Here is a 23,302-nt window from a genome sequence, read left to right as displayed (position 1 = left end):
GATGAAGGGTTTTTTGTTTTATATCAAATCCCCATTTTAATCTTCTATTTTATTTGTAATTGAATTATTGTGCCTGTTTTAATTATTATTACAAAAGAATTGGATAATTATCAATAGTTGCATAAAAAAACAAGTATAAATTTAGATACATTGCAAATGGTAAATTATTTTATCAGAGATAGAGTATCAAAAAAATGTAGATAGTAATTATTATTGGCGATATTTTAAATTAAGAGCTAAACTCAATGTTGATATATTATAATTTAAAGAAGCAGGAATACTAATGTATAAAGTTAAGTATTGGTTTGTTCTACAAAAAAGCAAATAATGTCTTCATTAACAAAATAAGGACAGTTTGTACTTTAAATCATTAAAATAATTCAGTTTTATACTGCCATATCATCCAAATGTAGAGACCGAAATACATAACGCAAATTATAAAAGCCATAAAACTTGAGGCAAGTAAGCCTAAAAATGATCCTATCGCAGCTTTTAAAGCTCTATTATGATCCTTATAATTGTAAATAAGCTCACCTATTAAAGCTCCTAGAAAAGGTCCAATTAAGAATCCAAAAGGGATTGGTGCAAAAATTCCAATCACTAAACCAATATTAGTTCCCCAAATACCATAGCTACTACCCCCAAATACCTTTGTTCCTTTTGCAGGTATTATATAATCCAATATTGAAATTGTAATAGTCACTATTAATGTAATTCCAAGAAGCCAATAATTTATTGTTACCGCTGTGGTTAAGTTTAGAATTAGTAATCCAATCCAACTAATGCTTGGACCTGGTAATATTGGAAGAAAACTTCCAAATAAACCTATTATCATGAATATAAAGCTAATAATAAGAAGAGCAAAATCCATACTTTTCTATTAAGATACTAAATAATTTTAAAGTTCAATTCTTTTTTTAAAAGTTTTATGAAATCTAAATTTTTTCAGAAGTAATTATAAAAGTGTTTAAAAAAATTCTAGATGGTGCAATAACAACAGTATTTTTTTATAAATATTCTAAAAAAAATATTTGTATTTTTATACCAATTAAGTTCAACAGAAAAATATAAACTTTGAAACAGTATTCTCTTTTTTTAGTATTTATACTTTTTACTTCTTGTAATTTTTTCGAAAAGCAAGTTCCATCGGAAAAAGAGTTGTTGCAAAAAGAATTAAAAGCAATCAACTGGAATGAAGTTGACGAATATCCTTCATTAGAAGATTGTGACAAAATTGAAAATAAAGTGCAACGCCAACACTGCTTTTTTGAAATTTTAACAAAATTGATTCAAGAAAAATTAAATACGGATACACTTTCAATTTTGGATCCAAAACTTGATACGATTGAAGTGAAAGTTACTGTTTATGCTAATTCAGCATTACAATTCGAACCGCAATTTCCAAAAGATTCTGTAGCGTATAATCGTATAAAAATTGATAGTATTTTAAATGAACGTTTAGTGGATTTTCCAAAAATAAATCCCGCGATTAAACGTGGAATTCCTGTTAAAACTCAATTTATTCTTCCAGTAATATTAAAAGTCGAATAATTTAAAAGTGCAATTGTATACAATATTATCAAATATGATCTCAGATTTGTTTCAAGTTTCTGTAAATGATTAAATTTTATTTTAGCAATTTGTTTTTTTTCTTTAAATACAGTCATTTAAAAACTTCTTCCTTTCCATTCATACTTGCCTACTAAAGAATAGAAAGCTACACTAACAGTAAAAAAAGGATATAGCAAGCTGCTCGCTATTAAATAACGTATTCTTTTTTGATTCAAATAGCTATTTGACTTGTGAAGCAAAATGGTATCCACGATGAATTTAGATAGTAACAAAAAAATAAATTCTTTAAAGTAAATAATACCTATAACTGAAAACGACCAACCAAGAACTAAAATCAAATTTCCTGCGAAAACAATCAATCCTAATAGTATACCGAAATGACTGTTATATGAGCTCGTTTTAGAAGCCCATCGCACTCTTTGATAAAATAAATTTTTCCAATCATCTATTGGTTTAGTGATTACGATTGTATTTTTAGACTTTAAGTAATGAACTTTTTCTGGAAAATTAGCAATTGCTTTTTGTAGTAGGAAAACATCGTCTCCACTAGCAATTTTATCATTTCCTTCAAAACCATTTAATTTTGTAAAGAGTGATTTCATGTAAGCAATATTAGCTCCGTTACACATAAAACCTTTATTTATACCAAAACTCCCAATAGTGGCTCCTTGTAAACTTGTTAAGTCTAATTGTTGAAAATGATGTAAAAATAAATTTTCACACGCATAACTAACTGCACTAGCAATCATTGAAACATCGTGAAGCTGAATGTAATTATCAAAAGTTGCAAGCCATTCTTTATTAACCCTACAATCTGCATCAGTGGTAACAACCCAATCTGAAACTACATATTGCATTGCAGTTGTAATAGCATCTTTTTTTGGCGAATTGCTAAGGCGCCGGTTCTGAATTATCTTGACAGCATAATTTAAAGTAGGGAGAATAAATTCTTGTTTGGATTCGTCATCTACTAAAATAACTTCAAACAGCTCATTAGGATAATTTAGATTTGAAAAACTCTCCAACAAAACAGGTAAGTTCTCGGATTCATTCCGAAAGGGAATAATAATTGTAAATTTTGTTTTGGGCTGTAAACTGCTATAATTTACAGTCTTTATTTTGTTGTAACCGTAAATCAAAAAAAAGATTGCTATACAATATAGTAGTATAATAAAATAAAAAACCACAATCATATAGGTTTTTTAGTTTTAAAGTTGAGAACATAATAACTGCCAATTAATACCGGTAGAACGACATTTAAAAACCACATCAATGTAGAAATAAATATTACGATCCATTCATTTACTCCCAAAATTCCGAAGAAATAAACTGCTACACTACCTTTAACGGCGAAATCTAAAAATTGAAAAGTGGGTAATGAAGAAGCTAAAAAATAAACACTAGTAATGGCCGACATTAAGGTTAAATAAGGTAAGTCAACATCAAAAGCTAAGAACAAAAAATAATATTGATGCGAAAAAACGATGTAACGGCAAACTGCTAAAAAAATATTTTTCCGATGAATTGATTTTGGAATTTCATTAATCTTGTGAATCAATTTCTCGATTGAATATCCTTTAACCGTTATCCCTTTTATTGAAAATAATACGATAAAAGTGAAAATTAAAATTCCAAAAAGAAGTAGTACGGTTCTTGTTGTAATCACATTATAATTGGCATTAAAATACAATAAACCAAAAATCCCAAATATAACTGTTAATACCATTTGGATTCCATTACAAATCAAATTTAAAAACACAATCTGTTTCGTTTCGGATTTATCGTAGAACAGTGCTTTTCCCGCATATTCTCCCACACCATTTGGTGTAAATAATCCAGCGGTTAATGCAGCAAGTACTTGTTTAGTAGCTTCTAATTTAGAAATTTTAGATAAAGTTGAAACTAGATTTTGCCATTTTAAAATTTCGAATAAACGATTTAAAATACTCAATAATAAAATAAAGCCAATTCCAATAATCGACTGATTTTTATTAAACAAAACTATAAACTTATTCCAGTCTAATTTGTCATTATTAGCTAATTGGTTGTAAATAAAATAAAACGCACCACCTACAATCAAAAGTTTGACTATAAGAACAAGGAATTGTTTAGTTTTGTGTGGAATTGAAATCATGGCTGCAAAGTAAAGCAAAAATCTACTGCGATAGCTATTTACAAGCATTTAGATACAATTTTATATCTGCTCATTGATTTTAAATTATAGACTTACTTTTAATAAAAAAATAGTGTATTAAAGTCCTACGGCAATAAGAACTTCAAAAATAAAATGGCACACGAACGCATCATATTAGGAATTGATCCCGGAACTACAATCATGGGTTTTGGATTGATAAAAATTGTCAATAAAAAGATGGAATTTATGCAGCTCAATGAACTTCAATTGAATAAAATGGATGACCATTACATGAAATTGAAACGTATTTTTGAGCGCACTATTGAATTAATCGATACGCATCATCCAGATGAAATTGCTATCGAAGCGCCGTTTTTTGGAAAAAATGTGCAATCTATGCTAAAATTAGGTCGTGCACAAGGCGTAGCTATGGCAGCTGGTTTGTCAAGAGATATTCCTATTACTGAATATGAACCCAAGAAAATAAAAATGGCCATTACTGGAAATGGAAATGCTAGTAAAGAGCAAGTTGCTAAAATGCTTCAACAGCTTTTAGGACTCAAAGAATTACCCAAAAACCTCGATTCAACTGATGGATTAGCAGCAGCAGTTTGTCATTTTTTTAATTCAGGAAAAGTGATTGGAACCAAAAGCTACACGGGTTGGGATGCTTTTGTGAAACAGAATGAAGAACGAGTGAAAAAATAATGTATCAATTATAAAATACAACAACTAAAAAATTCTTTATTTTTCCAAATTATCTCTTTTAAAAATGTCAGGAATATACATCCACATACCATTTTGCAAGCAAGCGTGTCATTATTGCGACTTTCACTTTTCGACTTCAATGAAGAAGAAAGAAGAGATGGTTTTGGCTTTGGCTAAAGAAATTAAACTCCGTAAAAAGGAGTGCTTTGATGAGAGTATTAAAACTATTTATTTTGGCGGAGGAACTCCTAGCGTATTAACTTCGAGAGAAATTAATTTTTTGATTGATGCCGTTTATGAAAATTATAAGGTTATAGGTGATCCTGAAATTACTTTAGAAGCTAATCCTGATGATTTATCTGAAGATCGTATATTGGAATTATCTAAAAGTAAAATCAATAGATTGAGTATCGGAATTCAGTCTTTTTATGAAGAAGACTTAAAGATGATGAATCGTGCTCACAATTCGGTGGAGGCCACAAAATGTCTTCAATTGGCCACGAAATATTTTGATAATATTTCAATCGATTTAATTTATGGTATTCCTGGAATGAGTAATGAGAAATGGAAAGATAATATTGATAAGGCTTTGTCTTTTGGGATTCCTCATATTTCTAGTTATGCTTTGACAGTAGAACCCAAAACGGCATTAAATAAACTGATTCAAACAGGGAAAATTGCTGCACCAAATGATGAAGTCGCTCAAGAACATTTTGCTATTTTAGTCGAAATCTTAGAATCCAAAGGGTTTATACACTACGAATTATCAAATTTTGCAAAAGAAAATTATTTTTCCAAGAACAATTCGGCTTATTGGTTAGGAAAAAAATATATTGGTATTGGACCCTCAGCGCACAGTTATAATGGTGTTTCTAGAAGTTGGAATGTAGCTAATAATCCTATTTATCTCAAATCTATTCAGGAAGATAAATTACCAAATGAGACAGAAATATTATCTGTTACCGATCGTTATAATGAATATATTATGACTGGCTTACGAACGGTTTGGGGTGTTTCGTTAGATAGAATCAAAACCGAATTTGGTGTTCCATATTTTAATTATCTCAACAAACAAAGTCACAAATTCCTAGAGGATGATTTACTTTTTATTGAAAATGATATTTTAAAGCCAACTAAAAAAGGAAAATTTTTGACTGACGGAATTGCGTCAGACTTATTTTACTTAAATTTGGAATAGTATAATTTAGCTACAAAGGTACTAAGAAACGAAGAAAGAGTGAGTTTTTAACTTGTAACTTTGAGTCTTTAATCCGTAATCGTAAAAAATGATAATTTGTGATAGTAACTCTTGAACATAAAAATAAAACACTGAAAGTCGATTTATCAAAACCAATTGATATTTCTATTCCACTGACTAATACTGACGAAAATCCAATTGCTTGGTATATTGAAAAACCAGAAATAGAACCAGTTGTTTTTGGTGAATGGATTGGAAGTGTTGAAAAAGGAGCTTCAACAAATTTTAATACTATTTTTTTCAATCCACATGGTCACGGAACGCACACCGAATGTCTGGGTCATATTACAAAAGAATTTCACAGTATAAACAAAGCATTAAAACAATTCTTTTTTTTGGCTGAGCTTGTAACTGTAGATCCAGAATTGTTAGGAGAAGATAGAATAATTTCTAAAAGTCAGATCGAAAAAGCGTTAAATGGCAAAATTCCTGAAGCGATTATTATTAGATCATTGCCGAATGAAATTTTAAAAAAATCCAAGAAATATTCTAATACAAACCCGCCATATCTCAGTGAGGAAACGGCTCGTTATATTTGCGAAAACGGCATTCAGCATTTATTAATCGATTTGCCAAGTGTTGATAAAGAAAAAGACGAGGGTAAATTATTGGCGCATAAAGCATTTTGGAACGTAAAAGACACTCAAAATCTGAATTCAGATGTGCGAATGGAAGCCACAATTACCGAAATGATTTATGTACCAAATGAAATTCAAGACGGGAGTTATTTGCTAAATCTACAAATTGTTTCTTTTGAGAATGATGCTAGTCCGAGTAAACCCATTTTGTATAAAATATAATAATTATAGAAAAATGAAAATTATAAATAGCAAGACCGAAGATATTGATGCAGTTTTCAAAATATATGATGCAGCAACAGCACATCAAAAAAAGGTAGCTAAAAAAAGTTGGAGAGGTTTTGAAAGAAGTTTAATTGAGCAAGAAATTGCCGAAAAACGTCATTTTGTAATCAAGGAAAATGAAGCAGTGGCTTGCACTTTTGTATTAACTTTTAACGATGCTATAATTTGGAAAGAAGCCAATTTGCAACCTTCTGTTTACCTTCATAGAATAGCCACAAATCCGGATTTTAGAGGTAGAAATTATGTTAAAAAAATTGTTGATTGGGCAGTAAATTATGCCAAAGAAAACCAAAAATTATTTGTTAGATTGGACACGCACAGCGGTAATGAACGCATCAACGAATATTATACAAATTGCGGATTTACCTATAAAGGCATCAGTGAAATTGAATGGACAGCCGATTTGCCAGAACATTATAAAGAAGGCTCTTTTAGTTTATTTGAAATTGAAATTTAATAAAAAAACAATAAAATGATTACAGTTTCTACGGATAAAAACAAACTAGACGTTCCATTTATTCAAAAATTTTTAAAAAATGTTTATTGGGCGGCTGGACGAACTATGCAAGAAATTCAAACTACAATTGATCATTCGTTTTGTTTTGGAATTTATCTTGATGAACAGCAAATTGGATTTGCAAGAGTAATTACAGATTATGTTGTTTTTGCTTATTTAATGGATGTTTTTATTACAGAGGAGCATCGTGGCAAAGGGTATTCGTCTATTTTGATCGAAAACATGATGAATGAACCTAAACTTAAAAATATTAAAATTTGGAGATTGGCTACTAGTGACGCCCATTTTTTATATCGTAAATTTGGTTTTCATGAATTAGCAAATCCAGAAAAATTAATGGAAAAAATCATCAAATGAATCTAGAAAGTTTTTATGAATATTGCCTTTCTAAAAAAGGAGTTACAGAACATTTTCCATTCGATCAAGATACATTAGTCTTTAAAGTAGGTGGAAAAATATTTGCTCTTTCTTCTTTGTCAAAGTGGGAAGAAGGCAAGCCAGCAATCAATTTAAAATGCGATCCTGATCGGGCTACAGAATTGCGAATAGAATACGATGACATTAAACCTGGATTTCACATGAGCAAATTGCACTGGAATACCGTCAATATAAATAAAACAGTTTCAGACGTATTGGTTAATCAATTAATGGATCATTCCTATGAATTGGTTTTCAAAAGTTTAACAAAGAAATTGCAAAATGAAATTTTAGATTTATAAAATTAGGTATTACTTTTGTTAGGTAATGAAACATAAATAATAAACAACAACTGAAATAATTCAGCATAAATATGAAGGAACAATTTAAAAAGTTTTTAAACGAAGAGCAAGATCCAAAGGCAGTTGAAAAAATAGCTTCAAAGTTGAGTGATTTACTAATGAAGAATGAGGAAATTGGATACATCGCGGTTCAAAAAAAGCCTGCAATAACAGTTTTACCTGATGGTATTGTTATGACAAATAAAAGAATTATTATTTGTCAGCCAAAAAATCTAGGACTTTCTATGGATTTTACAGATTATACTTGGGATCAAATTGAAGGTACTTTTGTAAAAGAAAATATTCTAGGTTCGGAGTTCTCTTTTTCTACCAAAACTGATATGACAGTTTCTATTGATTATATTCCGAAAATTCAAGCGAGAAAGATTTTTACTTATGCTAAAGAACAATTGGATATTCTGAAAAATGGAGCTGTTTCTACTGCTACAGTTATAGAACAAGTTCTGGTAGAGGAAATTCAAGAAGAAGAAATTGTTGAAGAAATGGAAACTGAAGAAGTTACTAATTTTGCAGAAATCATGCCTGTAACTCCTCCCGTTTTTAATATGGAAAAAGAAGAGTTTAGTACACAATTAGAAACTTCAAAAGAGAACGGATTGAGTGGTTTATCTCAAGACGAACTTTTTGAAAAATTACAGAATTATAAAAAGCTCTTAGATAACGGATTAATCATGCAAGGTGAGTATGATAATTTTAAGAAGGAAATTTTAAGTCATATGTAATCAAAAATAAATTAAATTGCAGTCTTTCGAGACTGCTTTTTTTTATCCTTGAATTAATAGAAACAACTATACAAGTAAATTTTTTGCTAGTTCTGGATTGTAATTATCTAAATAAATTTAATACATTATGAAATTTACCGAGTCATTTATTATTTCACTTATTCAGGAACATTACAATTTAGAGGTGAGTTGCAAAATACTTAATGGATACGACGAACTTAATTTTCTATTAACCGATTCATCTGATAAAAAATATATTTTTAAAATTGCTACCGAAGAACATAATCCTTACTTTTTAGAAGCGCAGGTAAAAATGATAAAAGTTCTTTCAAATAGTATTTTATCAGAAAAATTTCAACATTATATTCCAACGAAAAACAATCAAGATATTGGTCAAATCACTCTAAAAGAAACCCAATTTTATTTTCGAATGTTAAGTTATTTAGAAGGTAATTTTTGGATAAATCAAAAAGAAAAGTCTTCAAGTTTGTCCAAGAATTTAGGATTGTTTTTAGGCGAAATGGATGTTGTTTTAAAAGATTTTAAACATCCGGCCGCCAACCGTTATTACGAATGGGATATCAAAAATGCATTAGAAGCAAGAAAGAATCTACATTATATAAAATCACATGAAAACAGACGTTTAGTAACCTATTTTTTGTTGCAATTTGAAACGGAAGTAACTCCAAATATCGCGGACTTAAGAACTGCTGTTATCCATAACGATGCTAACGATTATAACATTTTGGTTGATGGAGATCGTATTATTGGTTTGATAGATTTTGGCGATATGGTACATACTTCACTAGTCAATAATTTAGCAATTGCTTGCAGTTATGCAATGTTAAATAGCGAAAAACCGCTGGAAGTTGCAACTCAAATCGTAAGAGGGTATCATGAAAAAATGGCTTTAACACCGCTGGAAGTTTCTTTGTTGTATTATCTGATTGCTGGGAGATTGTGTATCAGTTTGTGTCAGTCAGCGTTTAATTATTCGATGGATAGTACAAACGAACATCACTTTATAACAGAAAAACCGGCTTTGAAATTGTTACATCAACTTATCCGAATCAATCCTTTGAAAGCACACAATGAGTTTAGAATTGCATGTGGATTTTCATCGATTATAAATACAAGTGATAATCACGAGACGATTCTAAAAGAAAGAAAGCAATATATTGGTAATAATTTAAGTATTAGTTACAACAAAAAAGTAAAAATTGATAAAGGAGCATTACAATATTTATATGACGATCAAGGCAACACTTTTCTGGATTGCGTGAATAATGTGAGTCATGTAGGACATTGTCATCCTACGGTTGTAAAAGCAATGCAAAAACAAGTTGCTACATTGAATACTAATACACGTTACCTGAATGATAATATTGTTGAATACGCAAAGAGGCTGACTGCAACTTTACCTAAAGAATTAACGGTGTGTTATTTTACTAATTCTGGTAGTGAAGCCAATGATTTGGCTATTAGAATGAGTCGCCATTTTACCAAACAAAAAGATGTAATTGTTCTAGATCATGCCTATCATGGAACTTCTACGACAGCTATCGAAATGAGTCCATACAAATTTGATGGCAAAGGTGGTTTTGGTAAAATGCCATACATTCACAAAGCGCAAAATCCCGATATATATCGAGGAGAATTCAAATATGGAGTTAATAATGCTGGTGAAAAATATGCTAAAGATATGGACCGCATTATTGAATCATTAGAAATACAATCTAAAAAACCTGCCGCTTTTATCTGTGAAACGTTATTGGGAGTAGGTGGTCAAATTGCGTTACCTCCCAATTATTTAAAAGAGGTATATGCCAAAGTAAGAAAGGCTGGAGGAGTTTGCATTGCCGATGAAGTTCAAGTTGGTTTTGGTCGTGTAGGAACAAAATTTTGGGGTTTTGAATTGCAAGATGTCATACCTGATATCGTTGTTTTGGGTAAACCAATTGGTAACGGACATCCTTTGGCGGCTGTAATAACTACACAAGAAATTGCCGATGCTTTTGATAACGGTATGGAATATTTCAACACATTTGGAGGAAATCCAGTTTCTATGGCTACAGGATTAGCCGTTTTGAAGGTAATTGAAGAAGAAGAATTACAGAAAAACGCTTTAGAAGTTGGTAATTATTTATTAGAGCGTTTGGAGGCATTAAAACCTAAACATAATATCATTGGTGATGTTCGTGGCAACGGATTATTTGTAGGGGTCGAATTGGTAAAAGATAGAATGACTTTACAACCTGCTGTTCCTGAAATTGATCAAATCGTAGAAATGATGAAAGATCGGGGTTTCTTTATCAGTACAGATGGGCCTTTGTATAACGTGTTAAAAATAAAACCACCCATCATTTTTAGTAGAGAAAATGCCGCTGATTTTGTAGATAATCTAGATGCTGTATTGGCAAGTTTTTAAATGAATTATAATTTATGATAAAAAAAGGCAGCCTAAAAATTAGACTGCCTTTTTGCTTTTTATAAAGTTCTCTTTTGTTTTTCTACAAAATTATGCGCTTGCAATTCTAGTAATTCAGTCGCTTTTTTGCGCTGCAAATCGTAGAGGTTTTTATCTTCGGCAATATCTTGGTACACTTTATCATGCATTGCAGCACTTGTTTTTACCAATAAATCCCGTTGGTATTTGTCTTGTTCTAGAGTTGCTTTTAAACCTGTTTCAAGATCTTCTAGTTTAAAATCGTATTCCCCTTTTGGCGAAAGTAATTTAGCGATAATAGGTGAAGTTTCAATGGCTAAAAACAATAACATGATAAAAAATGAAGGCAGCCAAGGTAATTTGTCTAACGCATTTATTCTTGCCATTAAGCCATCAAAACCATCAATTATAGGTTGTGTTTCCGTTATTTTTTTATCCAAGTCGGCTTGCAGTAGTTTTGACTTACTTTCTTTTTCAGCAATTTTTGCCAAGTTGATTTTTCGAATCGTGTCTAATTGTGCAGCAGCTAAATTATGTTTGGCTATTTTCTCTTTAAAAACAGGACCTTTTCCTAATTTTTTAGTTCCTGCTGTTCCTTCTGCTTCGGTTATATAAGTTTCGTATAACGTGTTTACTTCCTTTTCTTTCTTGGTGATATCCGATTTTAGACTATCTATTTCAGTTTTGTTTTTGTCTAAGTCACTCTTAAAATAATTGGCTACTTCTTTTTTATTAGACAAAGCCATTGCATTTTTTTCTTTTAACAAAACAGTATTAATTTCTTTTTCGAATATTTTAATTTCCAAAGGCTTAGAAATTACGATGGCAATGATAACGGCCAGAATAATTCTAGGAGTGGCTTGCAAAAATTCACTTCCAAATTTATCTCTTTTACGAATAGTTGAAACTATAAAACGATCTAGATTAAATATGAGTAAACTCCAAACAAGTCCAAAAAGCAGGGCGGGATAAACGTTATCAAAAACGGTGAATAAAGCGTAGGTACTTGCAATAAAAGCCATAACAGCTGTAAAAAATACAGTTGCGCCAATTCCAACATATTTGGTTTGTTCGCCTTCAGAGCATCCTTCTAGAATGTCCTTGTCGGCTCCAGAGCAAAGAATAAAAAAATTTTTTAACATGATTGATTGTTTTTTGATTGATTGTTTTGCCATTTTATTTATTTGGCTTTCTTAAGATTGCAAATTTAACGCCAAAAAATAAAAATAAGTGTAAATAGTTGATATGTTTTTGATTAGCTAATTACTTAAGCCAGAAAAAGCCATTCTTACGAATGGCTTTTTCTTATTTCTGAATTAATAGTATTGCGATTATAATTGTGCGATAATAATAAATTTATGATTTCAATTATGCTAATGGAGCTCCGGCCATAATTTCAGCATTGGCGAATTCTTCAAATTTAGCGAAGTTAGTTCTAAACATTTGACCTAATTCGTTCGATTTTGTATCGTATAATTTTTCGTCTTCCCATGTGTTTCTTGGATTTAAAATTTCCGCAGGAACATTAGGGCAAGATTGTGGAATTGCAATTCCAAATACTCTGTGATTTACATATTCAACATTGTCTAATTCTCCATTCAAAGCAGCAGTAATCATAGCACGAGTGTATTTCAACTTCATTCTGTTACCTACTCCGTAAGGTCCACCAGTCCATCCAGTATTGATTAACCAAACTTTTACATCAGCATCTTGAATTTTTTTACTCAACATTTCAGCATATTTTGTAGGATGCAAAGGCATAAAAGGCGCGCCAAAACAAGCAGAGAAGTTAGGTTGAGGCTCTGTAATTCCAGCTTCTGTTCCAGCTACTTTAGCAGTATATCCAGAAATAAAATGGTAAGCAGCTTGACCTGGAGTTAATTTAGATATTGGAGGTAAAATTCCGTAGGCATCTGCAGTAAGGAAAAAGATGTTTTTAGGATTTTTTCCAATAGATCCCGGTTGAATATTATCAATATGATAAATAGGATAACTAACACGTGTGTTTTGAGTTATTGAAACATCATCAAAATCGACTTCATTAGTTTCTTTGTTGATCACTACATTTTCTAAAATAGCTCCTTTTTTAATAGCTCTAAAAATGTCTGGTTCGTTTTCTTCAGAAAGGTTGATGACTTTTGCATAACAACCACCTTCAAAATTAAAAACTGTATTTTCATTGGTCCAACCATGTTCGTCGTCTCCAATTAGTTTTCTTTGCGGATCTGCAGAAAGAGTAGTTTTTCCTGTTCCTGATAACCCAAAGAATATTGCTGTATCTCCTTTTTCACCTACATTGGCACTGCAATGCATTGGTAAAGTATTTTTGTCAACAGGAAGGATAAAATTTAAAGCAGAAAAAATTCCTTTTTTCATTTCACCTGTATATCCTGTTCCTCCAATAAGAGCTATTTTTTTTGTAAAATCTAAGATAGCAAAGTTACTTTGACGAGTTCCATCAACTGCTGGATCTGCCATAAAACTTGGTACACATAATAAAGTCCAGTCGGCAGCGAAATTTTCAAGCTCTTTTGCTTCTGGTCTTAAAAACATATTAAAGCAAAATAAATTTGCCCAAGGTGTTTCTGTAACTACACGAACATTAAGCCTGTAATTTGGATCTGCGCATACATAAGAATCTCTTACGTAAACCTCTTTATTAGACAAGTAAGATGTTACTTTTTTGTATAAAGCATCAAATGCTTTTGGTTCGAATGGGATGTTCACTTTTCCCCACCAAACTTTATTTTCGGTAATGCTGTCTTTTACAATAAATCTATCCTGAGGAGAGCGTCCAGTATATTCGCCTGTGTTAATTGCTAAAGCGCCATTTGCAGTTTCAATTCCTTGATGTAACGCAATTGTTTTATCGTGTAATTCGTTGGCTGATAATTGGTAATGAATCTTTGCGTTTTCAATTCCCAAGTCTTCTAGCGAAATCGATTGCGTAAACGGTGTGTTATTATTCATAAAATTATATGTTGTGTAGTTTAATTTATCGATTGCAAAAATAGAAATTATATTTAAGATTTGTTTTGATTATCTTAGTTTTATGATTTTTTGTTAAGATAATTCAATAATAATGCTCCCCATGCGAGTATTAATAACAGACCACCTATCGGTGTTACAAAACCTATAATCTTAAAATCAAATGAGGTAAGGTCGTTTGTAGCTAATAAATAGATAGATCCAGAAAATAATAGTACACCAATTGTTGTTAAGTAATAGATCGTTTTTTTAGTTTTTTGTGGCAAATCAGTTAAAATGCCAATAAATAGTAGAAATAGAGCATGATAAGTTTGATACCTTACTCCAGTTTCAAAGGTAGAAAGTTGTTCTAAAGACAATATTTTTTTTAAAGCGTGTGCGCCAAAAGCTCCTAGAATTATAGCAATCATTCCGAAAATCGCTGCTGTAGAAATTATTTTCTTATCCATCTTTTTTTTTAATTTATTACAAATTTATCTCTTATTCTATTGAAACTAAAACAAATTATCACAAACTTATCTTTACGTTTTTTTAATTATTAGTTGTTATACATTTAGAAATAATAGTTATGAAGTTTTAATGTTGTTTTTTGTTATAAATACAACATTTTTGTATGTTTGTGTTATAAATATAAAAAAATGAGAACAATACTTATCATTGGGGCAGGAAGATCAGCTTCATCTTTGATTCAATACTTATTGAATAAATCTGAAAAAGAGAACTTGCATCTTATTATTGGCGATATGTCATTGGCTTTGGCTCAGAAAAAAACCAATAACCATCCTAATGCTACAGCTATTGCTCTAAATATTTTTGATGAAAATCAAAGACAAGAGGCGGTTCAAAATGCTGATATTGTAGTTTCGATGTTACCCGCTCATTTGCATATTGATGTGGCGAGAGATTGTATTATTTATAAAAAAAACTTAGTTACGGCATCTTATATTAGCGATGCAATGCAAGACTTAGACGCTGCTGCCAAAGAGCATAATTTAATTTTCATGAATGAAATTGGTCTTGATCCAGGAATTGATCATATGAGTGCCATGAAAGTAATTAATGAAATTAAGGATAAAGGTGGGAAAATGATTCTTTTTGAATCTTTTTGTGGCGGATTAGTTGCGCCAGAATCAGATAATAATTTATGGAATTATAAATTTACATGGGCACCTCGCAATGTAGTCCTTGCCGGTCAAGGGGGTGCGGCCAAATTTATTCAAGAAGGAACTTATAAATATATTCCGTATTGTAATTTGTTTCGTAGAACTGAATTTCTAGATGTAGAAGGTTATGGTCGTTTTGAAGGATACTCAAATAGAGATTCCCTAAAATACCGATCAGTTTATGGTTTAGATGATGTACTTACTTTATATAGAGGTACGATTCGAAAAGTAGGATTTTCTAAAGCTTGGAATATGTTTGTACAACTAGGTATGACAGATGATAGCTACATTATGGAAGATTCTGAAAACATGAGTTATAGAGAATATGTAAATTCTTTTTTGCCGTATCATCCAACAGATTCTGTCGAGATCAAGATGCGTTTGATTCTAAAAATTGATCAAGATGATATTATGTGGGATAAACTTCTAGAATTAGACTTGTTCAATAGTAATAAAATTGTGGGCTTGAAAAACGCAACACCAGCTCAAATATTAGAAAAAATATTAAATGATAGCTGGACTTTGCAGCCTGAAGATAAGGACATGATTGTGATGTACCACAAATTTGGATTTGAATTGGAAGGTGAAAAACAACAGATTGATTCTAAAATGGTTTGCATTGGTGAAGACCAAACTTATACTGCTATGGCAAAAACGGTTGGTTTACCAGTTGCTATGGCTACTTTACTCATACTTAACGGTAAAATTACAACTCCAGGTGTTCAACTTCCTATCAGGAAAGAGGTTTATTTGCCTATTTTGAAAGAATTAGAAGAATATGGCGTCATATTTAAGGAACAAGTTATGTCCTATTTAGGATATAATCCAGATAAAAAATTTAATTAGTTTTTAGTTTTTTTAGTTTGATAAATCCGCTTCCTTAGAAGCGGATTTTTTATGATTTTTATTCAGCAGATCTAATTGTTATTGGTAAGTTGTATTGTACTCGAACGGGCTTCTCTTTTTTAGTAGCAGGAATCCATTTTGGTGAAAGTTTCAAGACTCGAATAGCTTCATTTGCCAGTCCATAACCCAAGTCTTTTTCAGCTATAATCTCGGACAAAGAACCGTCTTTTTCAACCATAAATTGCATTATAATTTTTCCACTTACTTTGTTTTTTTCGGCTTCTGAAGTTAGTTTAAAATTATTCCCTACAAACTTATAAAATTCGGTCATCCCTCCCGGAAAATTTGGTGATGTAACACTAATAGTATCAAAACTAATATTGAAACCGCTTACTATTTTTGAAGGGGGCATGTTTTCTTGAGAAACTTTATTTTTATCACTCATTTTAGGTACGTCGGAGGACATGTCGATATAAATAGTTTCCGACTTGTTTTTTTGAACTTGCTTCTTTTTTTTATCAGTAGATCTGATTGCTGGCGGAGGAGGTGGCGGAATACTGTTCTTCTCTTTATCGGTAAGTTCATTGTATTTCTTTTGTGCTATTATTTTTTTGTTTGCATCGCGAAATATAAATACAGTGTTTTTCCAAACTTCATCATAACTTTTACTTTGCTTTGTAGATTCGTTGGTCTTCTTGACCTTTTTATCTTGTGCTACAACTTTAGTACATAAAGAAAATACTAATGCAGTTAATACGGGAATCATAACTCCTTTTTTTAATAGAGCTCTTGTTACTGATGTGGTTTTTGTCATCATAATTAATCGTTTTTTAGTTACTGAATAATTTAAATTACTGGCCAAGTAATAGGTTGGGTTCGCGTTTGCCTTTGCAATCAATAAGTTTTGGTAAAACGGAACATTGTTATAAGATTCTACCACTTTTTCATCTGCGAGAAATTCGTGGTTAAGTTGTATTGCTTTTTTATAAAAAATTAAAATAGGGTTGAACCAAAATAAAACTTTCAAGGTTTCTATAAATAGAATGTCCAAAGTGTGTTTTTGTGTAACATGAATTAGTTCGTGCGTAAATAATTCGGGTTCAATTTTTCTACTATTATATTCCGTTTCATTGATGAAAATGTTATTTAAGAAAGTGTACGGAAGCGTTTGCTCTTTTACCAAAACCAATTTTGAATTCTGGTATGCAATACTTTCAATCGATTTTGCTTTCTTGTGTAATTTTAATATATTTCTGACGAAGCGAATGAGCAGAATTGAAGTGATTATACCATACAAAGTGTACATGGAATAAAGCCAATAATTTACGGAATCATCTATAATTGCTATGGTTTCTCCTTCTATTTCGATGTTGCTTTGAGTTCTAATAGGAGTGGTGATTTCTTGAATCACTTCGATAGTTATAAAAGGTACTATGAATGAAAAAACTATGGCGAATAATAAGTAACACCTATTAAAATGATGCATCTTTTCGTTTTCTAATAGCAAATGGTACACGATTAATAATACAAGTAATGATGCGGTCGATTTGAATATAAAGTCTATCATTTTTTCTTATTTTGAATGGCACGATCTACTATTTTTTTGAGTTCTTCTAATTCTTTCTCTGACAAATTCGTTTCAGTGGTGAAGAAAGAAGCAAATTGTGATGCGGAGTCGTTAAAGAAGTTCTTTATTAATCCGTTTACTTGTTTAGAGAAATAAGCGGTTTTTTCTACTAATGGATAATATTCACGAGAATTTCCATACTCTTTAAAAGCCACAAAGTTTTTGTCGATCATTCTTTTTAATAACGTTGCTACAGTTGTGGTTTTTGGCTTAGGCTCAGGATAAGCTTCAAGTAAGTCTTTCATAAAAGCTTTGTCGAGCTTCCAGAGATGTTCCATTAATTGTTCTTCGGCGTTGGTGAGTTGCTGCATTTTTATTATTTTTTAATTATCTTTTCAGAAATAAGATCCCCTTTATCGTATTTTTTTATGGCTATTAACTTTCCTTTATTATTATAGAATCCTCCTTTGATATGAAAATAGTTATTCTTGGTCCGCTAAATTTTTTATGAGCATTTTTTAAATTTTTATTAAAATAGTCTAGTGTGTACAAACTGAATTGAAAAGGTTGAGGGAATCGTTTAGTTCTGGCATTTTTATAGACGGAGCTTCCAGAAAAATATACAAAATCGCTAGCTTTGTAATCATTTAATTTGCTGTTGGGATAACTTTTACTATCAATCCAAATGGCAAATTTCGAACTGTTTTTAAATGTTTCATATTCCTTTTTGGTGGGTGATTTTTTCTCATATGCTTTAGGTACATAATCTAAATAACGGTTTTTTTCTTCTATACTTAATTCTTCATACATTTTATCGGTTACAACATTTTTCTTTGAATCCTTAATAATAACTCTAACCCCAGCGTAATAAGCATCCCTATCGGTTAAGTTATTTGGTGTTTTTGCGATGACTCCTTTTGTAAGAGTTGTGTTTTTCTGAGCTACAGCTTGGACGCATATAAAGAAGGTTAGGGCTGTAAAAACGGGAATCAATGTAATTTTTTTTAAAAGTAAAATAGTTTTTGATGTGGTTTTTGTCATCATAATTAATCGTTTTTTAGTTACTGAATAATTTAAATTACTGGCCAAGTAATAGGTTGGGTTCGCGTTTGCCTTTGCAATCAATAAGTTTTGGTAAAACGGAACATTGTTATAAGATTCTACCACTTTTTCATCTGCGAGAAATTCGTGGTTAAGTTGTATTGCTTTTTTATAAAAAATTAAAATAGGGTTGAACCAAAATAAAACTTTCAAGGTTTCTATAAACAGAATGTCCAAAGTGTGTTTTTGTGTAACATGAATTAGTTCGTGCGTAAATAATTCGGGTTCAATTTTTCTACTATTATATTCCGTTTCATTGATGAAAATGTTATTTAAGAAAGTATAAGGAAGCGTTTGCTCTTTTACCAAAACCAATTTTGAATTCTGGTATGCAATACTTTCAATCGATTTTGCTTTCTTGTGTAATTTTAATATATTTCTACCGAAGCGAATGAGCAGAATTGAAGTTATTATACCGTACAAAGTGTACATGGAATAAAACCAATAATTTACGGAATCATCTATAATTGCTATGGTTTCTCCTTCTATTTCGATGTTGCTTTGAGTTCTAATAGGAGTGGTGATTTCTTGAATCACTTCGATAGTTATAAAAGGTACTATGAATGAAAAAACTATGGCGAATAATAAGTAAAACCTATTAAAATGATGCATCTTTTCGTTTTCTAATAGCAAATGGTACACGATTAATAACACAAGTAATGATGCGGTCGATTTAAATATAAAGTCTATCATTTTTTCTTATTTTGAATGGCACGATCTACTATTTTTTTGAGTTCTTCTAATTCTTTCTCTGACAAATTCGTTTCTGTAGTAAAGAAAGAAGCAAATTGTGATGCGGAGTCGTTAAAGAAGTTCTTTATTAATCCGTTTACTTGTTTAGAGAAATAAGCGGTTTTTTCTACTAATGGATAATACTCACGAGAATTTCCATACTCTTTAAAAGCAACAAAATTTTTGTCGATCATTCTTTTTAATAACGTTGCTACTGTTGTGGTTTTTGGCTTAGGCTCAGGATAAGCTTCAAGTAAGTCTTTCATAAAAGCTTTGTCGAGCTTCCAGAGATGTTCCATTAATTGTTCTTCGGCGTTGGTGAGTTGCTGCATTTTTTTTATTTTTTAATTATCTTTTCAGAAATAAGATCCCCTTTATCGTATTTTTTTATGGCTATTAACTTTCCTTTATTATTATAGAATTTCCAATTCCCATTATAATACCAATGCATGTATTTTGACGAATTATCTAAGACTGAAATCCCTTTTGATTGGATTTTTCCATTTTCGTAATAAATTCGCGTATGACAATTGTTGTTTTTGTATTTTTCTCTTTTAATTAATTTATTGTTTAACAAATAACTCCATTTTTTTACTGGATCATCATTTTTATAGTATCCAGTAGATTTATAGTTAGCGCTATCTTGTTTGTAATTTTCTATCCAAAGACCTTCTCTTTTTTTGTTTACTTTTTGGTTGGTTGTTGGACTTTTACAGCTACAGATAATTAACAATAAAAAAATAAAAAGGGAACTATTTTTTTTCATACCAAATATAATTGCTCTACAAAAGAAGTTATTGCTCTACAAATGTAGAGTAATTTTTTAATTGACCAATTTTTTTTGCTTTTTATTTTTATTTTGATTTTTATTTTGATTTTGAGCGTTTTATAGGCTAAAATACTTTTGTTTCTAAAACGATTTGCACATTTGTAATAAGAATGATGTGGATGTATCTTTATTTGGATTCGAATTTCAGAGCTTGAGTTTGTGATCTAAAAGATTTTACTTTGAATAAAATGTTTAGATTTTTTTAAGCAAAATAAACACTAAACGGGTTTTATTTGTGCTAAATTTGTGTAAATAATTAATCAAAACAACTACTATGAAAACTAAATTATTATTGCTTGTATTTGCTTTTTTTAGCTTTCTAACAGGTTTTTCTCAGGAGGTAAAGCCAGTTAATAAAGATTCTGTAAGTGCAATTCCTATAGCTATTTCTAAAAATAAAAGTACGGATCAAACAGCAATTAATGAAAGAAAGAGTGCTGAAAAAGAGTTGAAAGCAGCTGAAAAACAAAAAAAAGAAGCTCAAAGAGAATCAGATAAGGCAGAAAAAAGTCGTAAAAAAGCAGAGAAATCTAAATTAAAGGAAGAAAAAGCACAAAAAAAGCGAGATAGAGAGGCAAAGAAAGAAGCAAAAGCAGAGAAAAAAATTGCCAAAGCTGAAAAAGCAGTTCAAAAAACAAACAAAAAGTTGGATAGCGCTAAGAAAGATTTGGACAAAATGAAAGCAAAATTAGATAAGTCTACCGCTAGAGGGAAACTTACAGATGTTGAAATTCAGAAACAAAATGTAAAAATCAGTAAGAAACAGCTTGATATTAGTGAGCTAGAAGCAGATCTTATTAAAGCACAACAAAATTTAGATAAAATTAAAAGATAATTTTAGAATCCTCAATTTCGATTGGGGATTTTTTTTGTGTTTAAATAAGTTGCCGTTTTAAAATTCTAAATGTTCTTTTGGCCAAAGTATGTGCGTTAGGGATTGAAGTGTAAATCCTTTTTTTGCTGAGGGACGAGGCCAAAAAAGATTGCAACGCAAAGCCCGACCTTGTTGCTAGGTTGAATGTGAATTTGAGGCTAGTTTTGCTGCAACAAGGAAACGCCCAATAAAAAATCCGTCTATTCAGAGGTGAATAAACGGATTTTTAGTCTGAAATAAGTTCAGAATGCCAATTTGTTTTATTTAGATAGTTCTACAAAATACTTGTAAAACAAAGGAATAGTTTCAATTCCTTTTAGGTAATTAAATATTCCGAAATGTTCGTTTGGTGAGTGAATGGCATCGCTATCCAAACCAAATCCCATTAATATAGTTTTGCTTTTTAATTCTTTTTCAAACAAGGCAACGATAGGAATGCTTCCGCCAGAACGTACCGGAATGGCTGGAACTCCAAAGGTTTCTGTGTACGCCATATTTGCTGCTTTGTAGCCAATGCTGTCGATTGGTGTTACGTAACCTTGGCCACCATGATGTGGTTTCACTTTTACAGTAACGCCAGCAGGAGCAAGACTCATGAAGTGTTTGGTAAACAATTCGGTGATGTTTTCCCATTCTTGATTAGGAACCAAACGCATAGAAATTTTAGCAAACGCTTGACTTGCAATTACCGTTTTAGCACCTTCTCCAGTATATCCTCCCCAGATTCCGTTTACGTCTAGAGTAGGACGAATCGAATTTCTTTCGTTGGTTACATAACCGGTTTCTCCATATACATCTTTTAAGTCTAAAGCTTTTTTATAATTATCTAAGTTAAAAGGAGCTTTTGCCATTTCAGCTCTTTCTTCAAGAGAAAGTTCTTCAACATTATCATAGAATCCTGGGATAGTAATATGGTTGTTTTCATCATGAAGTGAAGCAATCATTTTTGCCAAAATATTGATAGGGTTTGCTACAGCTCCACCATATAATCCTGAATGTAAGTCACGGTTTGGACCTGTAACTTCAACTTCTACGTAACTTAATCCGCGAAGACCTGTTGTGATAGACGGTTGTTGATTGGAGATCATTCCTGTATCTGAAATCAAGATTACATCGTTCTTTAATTTCTCTACATTGTTTTCAACAAAAGTTTTAAGGTTTACACTTCCTACTTCTTCTTCGCCCTCGATCATAAATTTGACGTTACAAGGCAAAGTGTTGCTTTGAATCATGTATTCGAAAGCCTTTACGTGCATGTACATTTGACCTTTATCATCACAAGCACCACGAGCAAAAATAGCTCCTTGAGGATGAATGTCTGTTTTTTTGATAACTGGTTCAAAAGGCGGTGAGGTCCAAAGTTCGATTGGATCGGCTGGCTGAACGTCATAATGACCATATACAAGTACAGTTGGTAAGTTTGGATCGATTATTTTTTCACCATATACAATCGGGTAACCTGCAGTTTCGCAAATTTCTACATGATCGCAACCAGCTTTTTCTAAACTTACCTTTACTGCTTCAGCAGTATCAATAACATCCTGACAATAGGCAGTGTCTGCGCTTACGGATGGAATTTTTAATAATTCAATTAATTCATTTATAAAGCGATCTTTGTGTTGTTGAACGTACGATTTTATGTTTTCCATGGAATGTTTTTTTTAGTGTTTCAAAAGTACAAAAAAGAGAATGAATATTTTTTTAAAATTTTCTTTGTAGATTGGAACTTATGTGTATCTTTGCACCCACAATTACGCGGATATGGTGAAATTGGTAGACATGCCAGACTTAGGATCTGGTGCCGCAAGGCGTGTAGGTTCGAGTCCTATTATCCGCACTTTCAAAATGCAACTTTCTTATTTTTAGAGAGTTGCATTTTTAGGTTTAGAGAGTTGCCCGCTATTTGCCCGACAATTTCAAGAACACTAAAATTCTAATGACTTTTTAAGTGGTTTACGACACGAATATTAAACTATGTTCGAACAATGTAAAATGCGAGCTTGAATCAACTAATTACTTTTTTTATTTTCTATTTTGCATAATCAAATAATGCAAATATTGCTCGATCTCTAAAACTTGATGGAATACTCGAAGTCACAAATTAAAACCCTAAATTATTTGACATAAATATTTAGATTTTACAAAACCACATTTTAAGTTTTTTATTTAAACATTATATAGAGTTAAAAATTATAAATTCATT

At 31.2% G+C, this 23,302-nt stretch carries 23 protein-coding genes and 1 tRNA gene; 12 read left to right on the top strand and 12 right to left on the bottom strand.

The genetic code is table 11. The features are described 5' to 3' along the window. Positions 1–370: 370 nt before the first annotated feature. The gene (locus tag H2650_RS14055) at positions 371–871 is read right to left on the bottom strand and encodes a DUF456 domain-containing protein (RefSeq protein ID WP_188051452.1); all 501 of its coding nucleotides are present in this window, start codon (positions 869–871) and stop codon (positions 371–373) included. A gap of 203 nt (positions 872–1,074) precedes the next feature. On the opposite strand from H2650_RS14055, the gene H2650_RS14050 reads away from it, so the two are divergent. Continuing rightward, entirely contained in the window at positions 1,075–1,551 is a 477-nt protein-coding gene (locus tag H2650_RS14050) for a hypothetical protein (protein ID WP_188051451.1), read from the top strand. 116 nt (positions 1,552–1,667) lie between these two features. On the opposite strand, the gene H2650_RS14045 is transcribed toward H2650_RS14050, so the two are convergent. Beyond that, the gene (locus H2650_RS14045; RefSeq protein ID WP_188051450.1) at positions 1,668–2,765 is read right to left on the bottom strand and encodes a glycosyltransferase; all 1,098 of its coding nucleotides are present in this window, start codon (positions 2,763–2,765) and stop codon (positions 1,668–1,670) included. Continuing rightward, positions 2,762–3,706: a lysylphosphatidylglycerol synthase domain-containing protein gene (locus H2650_RS14040; protein WP_188051455.1), complete on the bottom strand. Its 945-nt coding sequence runs from the start codon at positions 3,704–3,706 to the stop codon at positions 2,762–2,764. The genes H2650_RS14045 and H2650_RS14040 overlap by 4 nt, the downstream gene beginning before the upstream one ends. A 153-nt stretch (positions 3,707–3,859) precedes the next feature. Here H2650_RS14040 and ruvC point away from each other — a divergent pair, with 153 nt between their 5' ends. The 8 genes from ruvC (at position 3,860) to H2650_RS14000 (ending at position 10,981) form a co-directional block, all read left to right on the top strand. Continuing rightward, positions 3,860–4,414: a crossover junction endodeoxyribonuclease RuvC gene (ruvC, locus tag H2650_RS14035; RefSeq protein WP_188051448.1), complete on the top strand. Its 555-nt coding sequence runs from the start codon at positions 3,860–3,862 to the stop codon at positions 4,412–4,414. A gap of 64 nt (positions 4,415–4,478) precedes the next feature. Beyond that, a complete protein-coding gene (gene hemW / locus H2650_RS14030; protein WP_188051447.1) occupies positions 4,479–5,612 on the top strand; it encodes a radical SAM family heme chaperone HemW in 1,134 nt (377 codons plus the stop codon). A gap of 98 nt (positions 5,613–5,710) precedes the next feature. Next, on the top strand, positions 5,711–6,472 hold the full coding sequence (locus H2650_RS14025) for a cyclase family protein (protein ID WP_188051446.1): 762 nt from the start codon (positions 5,711–5,713) through the stop codon (positions 6,470–6,472). A 13-nt stretch (positions 6,473–6,485) separates the two neighbouring features. Next, positions 6,486–6,992: a GNAT family N-acetyltransferase gene (locus H2650_RS14020; RefSeq protein WP_188051445.1), complete on the top strand. Its 507-nt coding sequence runs from the start codon at positions 6,486–6,488 to the stop codon at positions 6,990–6,992. Between the two features lie 15 nt (positions 6,993–7,007). Next, positions 7,008–7,409, top strand: a complete 402-nt coding sequence (locus H2650_RS14015) for a GNAT family N-acetyltransferase (RefSeq protein WP_188051444.1) — start codon at positions 7,008–7,010, stop codon at positions 7,407–7,409. Then, complete coding sequence (locus H2650_RS14010) at positions 7,406–7,771, top strand: MmcQ/YjbR family DNA-binding protein (RefSeq protein ID WP_188051443.1); 366 nt, start codon at positions 7,406–7,408, stop codon at positions 7,769–7,771. The genes H2650_RS14015 and H2650_RS14010 overlap by 4 nt, the downstream gene beginning before the upstream one ends. A 71-nt stretch (positions 7,772–7,842) precedes the next feature. Continuing rightward, the gene (locus tag H2650_RS14005; RefSeq protein ID WP_188051442.1) at positions 7,843–8,553 is read left to right on the top strand and encodes a PH domain-containing protein; all 711 of its coding nucleotides are present in this window, start codon (positions 7,843–7,845) and stop codon (positions 8,551–8,553) included. A gap of 127 nt (positions 8,554–8,680) precedes the next feature. Continuing rightward, complete coding sequence (locus tag H2650_RS14000) at positions 8,681–10,981, top strand: aminotransferase class III-fold pyridoxal phosphate-dependent enzyme (RefSeq protein WP_188051441.1); 2,301 nt, start codon at positions 8,681–8,683, stop codon at positions 10,979–10,981. Positions 10,982–11,040: 59 nt separating this feature from the next. Here the strand turns inward: H2650_RS14000 and H2650_RS13995 are convergent, their stop codons facing one another. From H2650_RS13995 to H2650_RS13985, 3 genes are all read right to left on the bottom strand, one after another. Then, the gene (locus tag H2650_RS13995; RefSeq protein ID WP_188051440.1) at positions 11,041–12,141 is read right to left on the bottom strand and encodes a DUF4407 domain-containing protein; all 1,101 of its coding nucleotides are present in this window, start codon (positions 12,139–12,141) and stop codon (positions 11,041–11,043) included. 226 nt (positions 12,142–12,367) lie between these two features. Then, positions 12,368–13,969 carry a phosphoenolpyruvate carboxykinase (ATP) gene (gene pckA / locus H2650_RS13990; RefSeq protein WP_188051439.1) on the bottom strand — a complete coding sequence of 534 codons (1,602 nt, stop codon included), beginning with the start codon at positions 13,967–13,969 and terminating at the stop codon, positions 12,368–12,370. A gap of 80 nt (positions 13,970–14,049) precedes the next feature. After that, complete coding sequence (locus H2650_RS13985; protein WP_188051438.1) at positions 14,050–14,436, bottom strand: DUF423 domain-containing protein; 387 nt, start codon at positions 14,434–14,436, stop codon at positions 14,050–14,052. Positions 14,437–14,625: 189 nt separating this feature from the next. Here H2650_RS13985 and H2650_RS13980 point away from each other — a divergent pair, with 189 nt between their 5' ends. Continuing rightward, positions 14,626–15,996 (top strand): saccharopine dehydrogenase family protein, encoded by a 1,371-nt coding sequence (locus H2650_RS13980; RefSeq protein WP_188051437.1) that lies wholly within the window; start codon positions 14,626–14,628, stop codon positions 15,994–15,996. A gap of 58 nt (positions 15,997–16,054) precedes the next feature. Here H2650_RS13980 and H2650_RS13975 read toward each other — a convergent pair whose 3' ends face one another. The 5 genes from H2650_RS13975 to H2650_RS13955 form a co-directional block, all read right to left on the bottom strand. Further along, on the bottom strand, positions 16,055–17,563 hold the full coding sequence (locus H2650_RS13975; protein ID WP_188051436.1) for a M56 family metallopeptidase: 1,509 nt from the start codon (positions 17,561–17,563) through the stop codon (positions 16,055–16,057). Then, positions 17,560–17,934 carry a BlaI/MecI/CopY family transcriptional regulator gene (locus H2650_RS13970; RefSeq protein WP_188051434.1) on the bottom strand — a complete coding sequence of 125 codons (375 nt, stop codon included), beginning with the start codon at positions 17,932–17,934 and terminating at the stop codon, positions 17,560–17,562. The genes H2650_RS13975 and H2650_RS13970 overlap by 4 nt, the downstream gene beginning before the upstream one ends. 64 nt (positions 17,935–17,998) lie before the next feature. Continuing rightward, positions 17,999–19,357 carry a M56 family metallopeptidase gene (locus H2650_RS13965; protein ID WP_188051435.1) on the bottom strand — a complete coding sequence of 453 codons (1,359 nt, stop codon included), beginning with the start codon at positions 19,355–19,357 and terminating at the stop codon, positions 17,999–18,001. Beyond that, the gene (locus H2650_RS13960; RefSeq protein WP_188051434.1) at positions 19,354–19,728 is read right to left on the bottom strand and encodes a BlaI/MecI/CopY family transcriptional regulator; all 375 of its coding nucleotides are present in this window, start codon (positions 19,726–19,728) and stop codon (positions 19,354–19,356) included. The genes H2650_RS13965 and H2650_RS13960 overlap by 4 nt, the downstream gene beginning before the upstream one ends. 5 nt (positions 19,729–19,733) lie before the next feature. Beyond that, complete coding sequence (locus tag H2650_RS13955) at positions 19,734–20,162, bottom strand: hypothetical protein (RefSeq protein WP_188051433.1); 429 nt, start codon at positions 20,160–20,162, stop codon at positions 19,734–19,736. A gap of 337 nt (positions 20,163–20,499) precedes the next feature. Between H2650_RS13955 and H2650_RS13950 the strand changes: the two genes are divergently transcribed. Then, positions 20,500–21,060 carry a hypothetical protein gene (locus H2650_RS13950; protein ID WP_188051432.1) on the top strand — a complete coding sequence of 187 codons (561 nt, stop codon included), beginning with the start codon at positions 20,500–20,502 and terminating at the stop codon, positions 21,058–21,060. A 299-nt stretch (positions 21,061–21,359) separates the two neighbouring features. On the opposite strand, the gene H2650_RS13945 is transcribed toward H2650_RS13950, so the two are convergent. After that, positions 21,360–22,748 carry a dipeptidase gene (locus H2650_RS13945; protein ID WP_188051431.1) on the bottom strand — a complete coding sequence of 463 codons (1,389 nt, stop codon included), beginning with the start codon at positions 22,746–22,748 and terminating at the stop codon, positions 21,360–21,362. 106 nt (positions 22,749–22,854) lie between these two features. Here H2650_RS13945 and H2650_RS13940 point away from each other — a divergent pair. After that, positions 22,855–22,936 (top strand) — tRNA-Leu (locus H2650_RS13940). Positions 22,937–23,302 lie beyond the last annotated feature (366 nt).

Source organism: Flavobacterium sp. GP15 (assembly GCF_014281985.1).
GTDB lineage: Bacteria > Bacteroidota > Bacteroidia > Flavobacteriales > Flavobacteriaceae > Flavobacterium > Flavobacterium pygoscelis.
The sequence above is the reverse complement of the archived record's forward strand: the minus strand, read 5'-3'. Positions and strand labels throughout refer to the sequence as shown.

Bases quoted from the DNA above. Each gene is read 5' to 3' on its own strand.
- H2650_RS14040 (WP_188051455.1), bottom strand. From the start codon at position 3,706: ATGATTTCAATTCCACACAAAACTAAACAATTCCTTGTTCTTATAGTC.
- H2650_RS13945 (WP_188051431.1), bottom strand. From the start codon at position 22,748: ATGGAAAACATAAAATCGTACGTTCAACAACACAAAGATCGCTTTATA.
- H2650_RS13970 (WP_188051434.1), bottom strand. From the start codon at position 17,934: ATGCAGCAACTCACCAACGCCGAAGAACAATTAATGGAACATCTCTGG.
- H2650_RS14055 (WP_188051452.1), bottom strand. From the start codon at position 871: ATGGATTTTGCTCTTCTTATTATTAGCTTTATATTCATGATAATAGGT.
- H2650_RS13960 (WP_188051434.1), bottom strand. From the start codon at position 19,728: ATGCAGCAACTCACCAACGCCGAAGAACAATTAATGGAACATCTCTGG.
- ruvC (WP_188051448.1), top strand. From the start codon at position 3,860: ATGGCACACGAACGCATCATATTAGGAATTGATCCCGGAACTACAATC.
- H2650_RS13995 (WP_188051440.1), bottom strand. From the start codon at position 12,141: ATGTTAAAAAATTTTTTTATTCTTTGCTCTGGAGCCGACAAGGACATT.
- H2650_RS14005 (WP_188051442.1), top strand. From the start codon at position 7,843: ATGAAGGAACAATTTAAAAAGTTTTTAAACGAAGAGCAAGATCCAAAG.
- H2650_RS14010 (WP_188051443.1), top strand. From the start codon at position 7,406: ATGAATCTAGAAAGTTTTTATGAATATTGCCTTTCTAAAAAAGGAGTT.
- H2650_RS14045 (WP_188051450.1), bottom strand. From the start codon at position 2,765: ATGATTGTGGTTTTTTATTTTATTATACTACTATATTGTATAGCAATC.
- H2650_RS14020 (WP_188051445.1), top strand. From the start codon at position 6,486: ATGAAAATTATAAATAGCAAGACCGAAGATATTGATGCAGTTTTCAAA.
- hemW (WP_188051447.1), top strand. From the start codon at position 4,479: ATGTCAGGAATATACATCCACATACCATTTTGCAAGCAAGCGTGTCAT.
- H2650_RS14015 (WP_188051444.1), top strand. From the start codon at position 7,008: ATGATTACAGTTTCTACGGATAAAAACAAACTAGACGTTCCATTTATT.
- H2650_RS13955 (WP_188051433.1), bottom strand. From the start codon at position 20,162: ATGAAAAAAAATAGTTCCCTTTTTATTTTTTTATTGTTAATTATCTGT.
- H2650_RS13950 (WP_188051432.1), top strand. From the start codon at position 20,500: ATGAAAACTAAATTATTATTGCTTGTATTTGCTTTTTTTAGCTTTCTA.
- H2650_RS13985 (WP_188051438.1), bottom strand. From the start codon at position 14,436: ATGGATAAGAAAATAATTTCTACAGCAGCGATTTTCGGAATGATTGCT.
- H2650_RS13980 (WP_188051437.1), top strand. From the start codon at position 14,626: ATGAGAACAATACTTATCATTGGGGCAGGAAGATCAGCTTCATCTTTG.
- pckA (WP_188051439.1), bottom strand. From the start codon at position 13,969: ATGAATAATAACACACCGTTTACGCAATCGATTTCGCTAGAAGACTTG.
- H2650_RS13965 (WP_188051435.1), bottom strand. From the start codon at position 19,357: ATGATAGACTTTATATTTAAATCGACCGCATCATTACTTGTGTTATTA.
- H2650_RS14000 (WP_188051441.1), top strand. From the start codon at position 8,681: ATGAAATTTACCGAGTCATTTATTATTTCACTTATTCAGGAACATTAC.
- H2650_RS13975 (WP_188051436.1), bottom strand. From the start codon at position 17,563: ATGATAGACTTTATATTCAAATCGACCGCATCATTACTTGTATTATTA.